This is a genomic window from Tardiphaga sp., assembly GCF_025356345.1.
Lineage (GTDB): Bacteria > Pseudomonadota > Alphaproteobacteria > Rhizobiales > Xanthobacteraceae > Tardiphaga.
On record NZ_JANXTC010000146.1, the window covers coordinates 1 to 4,054 of the forward strand.

General features: G+C 64.7%; 4 protein-coding genes. All 4 read left to right on the forward strand.

Annotated elements, in window-relative coordinates:
• The first annotated feature begins 156 nt into the window (after positions 1-156).
• The gene (locus tag Q0S16_RS08500; RefSeq protein ID WP_295847019.1) at positions 157-912 is read left to right on the forward strand and encodes a GvpL/GvpF family gas vesicle protein; all 756 of its coding nucleotides are present in this window, start codon (positions 157-159) and stop codon (positions 910-912) included.
• A complete protein-coding gene (locus tag Q0S16_RS08505) occupies positions 909-1,424 on the forward strand; it encodes a gas vesicle protein (RefSeq protein WP_295847021.1) in 516 nt (171 codons plus the stop codon). Before Q0S16_RS08500 ends, Q0S16_RS08505 begins: the two co-directional genes overlap by 4 nt.
• Positions 1,421-1,795, forward strand: a complete 375-nt coding sequence (locus Q0S16_RS08510; protein WP_295847023.1) for a gas vesicle protein K — start codon at positions 1,421-1,423, stop codon at positions 1,793-1,795. The genes Q0S16_RS08505 and Q0S16_RS08510 overlap by 4 nt, the downstream gene beginning before the upstream one ends.
• Positions 1,792-4,054, forward strand: a 2,263-nt coding sequence (locus tag Q0S16_RS08515; RefSeq protein ID WP_295847028.1) for a hypothetical protein, incomplete at its 3' end; no start/stop codon positions are given. The genes Q0S16_RS08510 and Q0S16_RS08515, both read left to right, overlap by 4 nt.

Below are 4,054 nucleotides of genomic sequence, written 5' to 3' on the forward strand. Positions count from 1 at the left end.
CGTCGCCGACGCCGCAGCGGCTTCCAACGAGTTCGCCGACGCGTCGGCCGCCTATCGGCTACTGCGCCGCTTTGCGGATCAGATGGAACGGACCGGGCATCAGCCCGCCCTGTTCGTGGATATCCTCGGACAGGCCGACAAGGGACGGCGGGCGGCATGACCGTGAACTCGCTTTCCGCATTGATTCACGGGGTCGTCGCGGCGACGACGGTTCCGCTGATCAGCGACCTCGACGATGTGTTTGGTCTGGGTTCGGTGCAGGTGCACGTCAAGGACGATCTGGCCTTGATCGCTTCGCGGGTCCCCGGCGACATCGATCTCACCGCCCTGTTTGCCGATCAAAACCGCGTCGCCAAGGTGGCCCTGGCGCACCACCAGATTCTCGCGGAAATCTGTACATCGGTTGACGTTGTTCCGATCCGCCTCGGCGGTGTGATTTCCGGCGAACAGACCGCGCAGGAATTGATCCGCAAGGACGGCGATCGGTTTCGCGAGACGCTGCGCAAGATTGCCGGTGCCGTCGAATTTTCGGTGATCCTGAATGATGGCGCTCCCCGACCCGTTGCCGCACCAAAACCGAGCGACGGCCGCAGCTATTTGCGCGGCCGGTCGGCGGTGGCATCCCAGGTACATTTGCGTCCGCTGCGTATCGAAGCCGCGATGGCGGCGGTCGATGCCTTGTTGCGTGAGGGCACGCGTTCTCAACAGGCGCGACCGCTGCCCCACGCGGAGCAGGGCGGCCAGCAGCGGCGGTTTGACACGACCTATCTGGTTGACCGCGACAACACGACCGAATTCCTACGGCGTTGCAGCACGTTGCCCGCCCTGCTGGCCGACGCCAATCTGGTGTCCGCCGTGCGCGGGCCGTGGCCGTCCTACAGCCTCGCAGGCGAACTGGAGACGACCTCATGAGCGACATCATCGCAGCGATCCCGGTTCATACCGAAGGTGGGTTGCTGGGCGTGATCGATCGTCTGCTTGAGCACGGCGTGGTGGTTCAGGGCGACCTCGAGGTTTCGGTCGCCGGAGTCGATCTGCTGTCGGTCGGACTGAAAGTGTTTCTGGCGTCGATCGACAAGGCCGACATGTGGAAGCGCGGCGTCAGCGCTCCGGACGAAATCCTGGTCATTCTGATCGCGCCGGCGTTTCCTGCCCCTGACGCCAAGCTGTCAGGTCGCGATTTTCTCGCCCGTCGCCGCGCCAACAATATTTCCGACGCCACCATGGTCGCGCAACTGAAATGGCTCGCGGAAGATCATGGCGGGCGGCTCGATCCGGCCGAAAGCCGCGATCTCGGCGGAGAACTGCGGATCGTGGTGCGGATCCGGCAGGAACAGCGCGTCGCGCTGCTGGCCGCGGTGGCGCTTGATCTGCCTGCATTGACGGTATCCACCTCGGGGCCGTCGAGCGAGGCGATCGCATGAATGCCCATGCTGATATCTCACCGCCCGTTGAAGCCGTTAAACGCGACGCGCTTGGCAACGAGACGCTGACCGAGGCTTTTGAATCGATCGCCGCGCAGATGCTGCCGAAGATCGCCGTCGACGTCGACCCGGAGAAAGCAGGTCAGGATATCGCCCGCATCGTTCTCGCGCTGGTGGAATTTCTGCGTCGGCTACTGGAGTTACAGGCCATCCGCAGAATGGAAGCCGGACGATTGACCGAGGCCGAGGAAGAGCGGGTTGGCACCGCCCTCATGAAATCCGCCGAGGCCATTCGAATTGTCGCTGCCCAGTTCGGGCTACAGGAGAAAGACCTCAACCTGGACCTGGGGCCGTTGGGGAAATTGATATGAATCGCATCGTCATTGAAAAAGCCACTTCCAAACCTGACCGTTCGCGCACCTCCTCGCTCAGATTCGCCTTCATCACGATGGCCGCGGTGCCAGCGGCCTCGGCTGGTGTGGTGGCGCTGACCGCGGTGCTACTGGCACCGAGCACGCCCACACTCGCCGCGACGGCGGTGACGCTGTTCGCGTTCAACGCGCTGGCGATGCCGGTGTTTCTCGACCGCCGGATCAGTTCCCGCCTGACCGCGATCGCGGATGCGCTACGCGCCGCCCGTGATGGGCGGGTCGAGCGTACGCCCTCCATCGCCGATAGCGACGCGATCGGTGATATCGCCCGACTGGCCAACGACATTGTCGTCGGCCAAGCCGATATCGGCCGTTACGCCATGAGCCTGCAAAGCGCCGAGGAATTTGCCCGGGTCTCCGAACAGACGATCCATCGCCTGATCGGCGGCGCGCAGGGTCTCGACCAGATGCTCGCCGGTCTGCAAACCACGGCGAGCAATGTGTCCCGCTCCAGCGACCGGGTCGTCGCCAGCCTCGATGCCGCCTTGATCGTGACCGACCAGACCGCGCGCGATTTTGTCGCCACCGCGTCACGTGTCAGCCGCTCGGCGGACACCATTGTCGTGTCGATCGGAAAAGCCGCTGGCGCGATCGCGCCGCCGCGGCAGATTGAATGGCGCGAGGCACCAACCTCCCCCGCGCTCGACGCCATCCAGATCAAGCTCGACCATATCGGCCGTTCCATCGCCGGTCTGCCAGCCGCGCCGGATGCGCGCGACCTCGCCGAGGCCGTCGCGGCGCCGGTACTTGCCCGACTGGCCGAACATCTGACCGACACACAGCGCGCCGTGGCCCGTCTGGAATCGCCGATTGCCGAAAGTCGCGACGCGATAGAAGCGCGGTTAAACGGATTGGACGGGCGAATGGCCCGCCAGGATAACGCCAGGGTTGAGCCGGACGAAACACCGGCCAAGGTCGCCAGCCTCACCCAGGCAGTGATGCGCCTGGAGGCGCGTCTCATCGAGCAGTCGACACGGGTCGCACCGATCGTCGCAACCGCGCCCGCGCTCGACATGAGTCCTTTGGTCGAAGGTATCGAGCGGCTGGAGGGTCGCCTGATGCTGCTGATCGAACGCGCCCCCATCTCGTCAAAGCCGGTCGATCTGCGGCCACTTTTGACCGGACTCGCGGTCATCGAATCGAAGTTGATCGCGATCGAGGCCGCCGCGGCCAGCCCCTCCGCCGCCTCGCATCCGGATCTGGAACTGGTCACCGAATTCGATGCGGCGCGAGCGCCGCTACAGCGACTGCTGGTCGCCTCCCAACTGGCCGTACGCGATATCGGACAGCAGTCTGACCGGTTGCACACCACCATTGACGGATTTGCCGCCCCGGAAAACACGGTAACGGTGCCGGTGCAGCTTGACCTTTCGCCGCTGGTCGAGCGGCTGGATGACGTCGTTACCCGCTTGGCCTCACTTGAAACCGCGACACAGGAATCCTCTCCGACCCGACCAGCAGAGCCCAACCTCGGTCTGCTGGCTGAATTCGAGGCCAGCAAGGCGCCCATGCAACGAATCCTGGTCGGATTCCGACTCGCCCTGCGTGAAATCTCGGGCAGCGCGGCCCAGTTCCGCGACACGATCGGCCAGATCACCGCGCAGCCCGTCACCGAGGCTGCGACGGCGCCGGTCATTGACCTGTCGCCTATCGTGGCGAGCATCGATGATCTGGCGTTGCGCTTCACCTCGATGGAAAACACCACCCGGGAAGCGATCCAGTCGCAGCCTGCGCGCCCGGCGATCGACAACCAGATGTTGCCATTGCTGACGCTTGATCGCAGCGCGACAAATACCGCGCTCACCGGCCTGAAGCTGATGATGCGCGAGATCGCCGATAACGCGACCGCGTTGCGCAGCGCCGCCGAGGCGCTGCCGGGCAGGATCGAGGTGATCGCGCCAGCCATCGACCTGTCGCCGATCGCAACGCGCCTCGACGATCTCACGGTGCGTTTCGCCTCGATGGAAAACACCACCCGGGAAGCGATGCAGTCGCAGCCTGCGCGTCCGGTGATCGACAACCAGATGTTACCGATGCTGACGCTCGATCGCAGCGCCACCAATACCGCGCTCACCGGACTGAAGCTGATGATGCGCGAAATCGCCGACAACGCGACCGCGTTGCGCAGCGCCGCCGAGGCGCTGCCAGGCAGGATCGAGGTGATCGCGCCAGCCATCGACCTGTCGCCGATCGCAACGC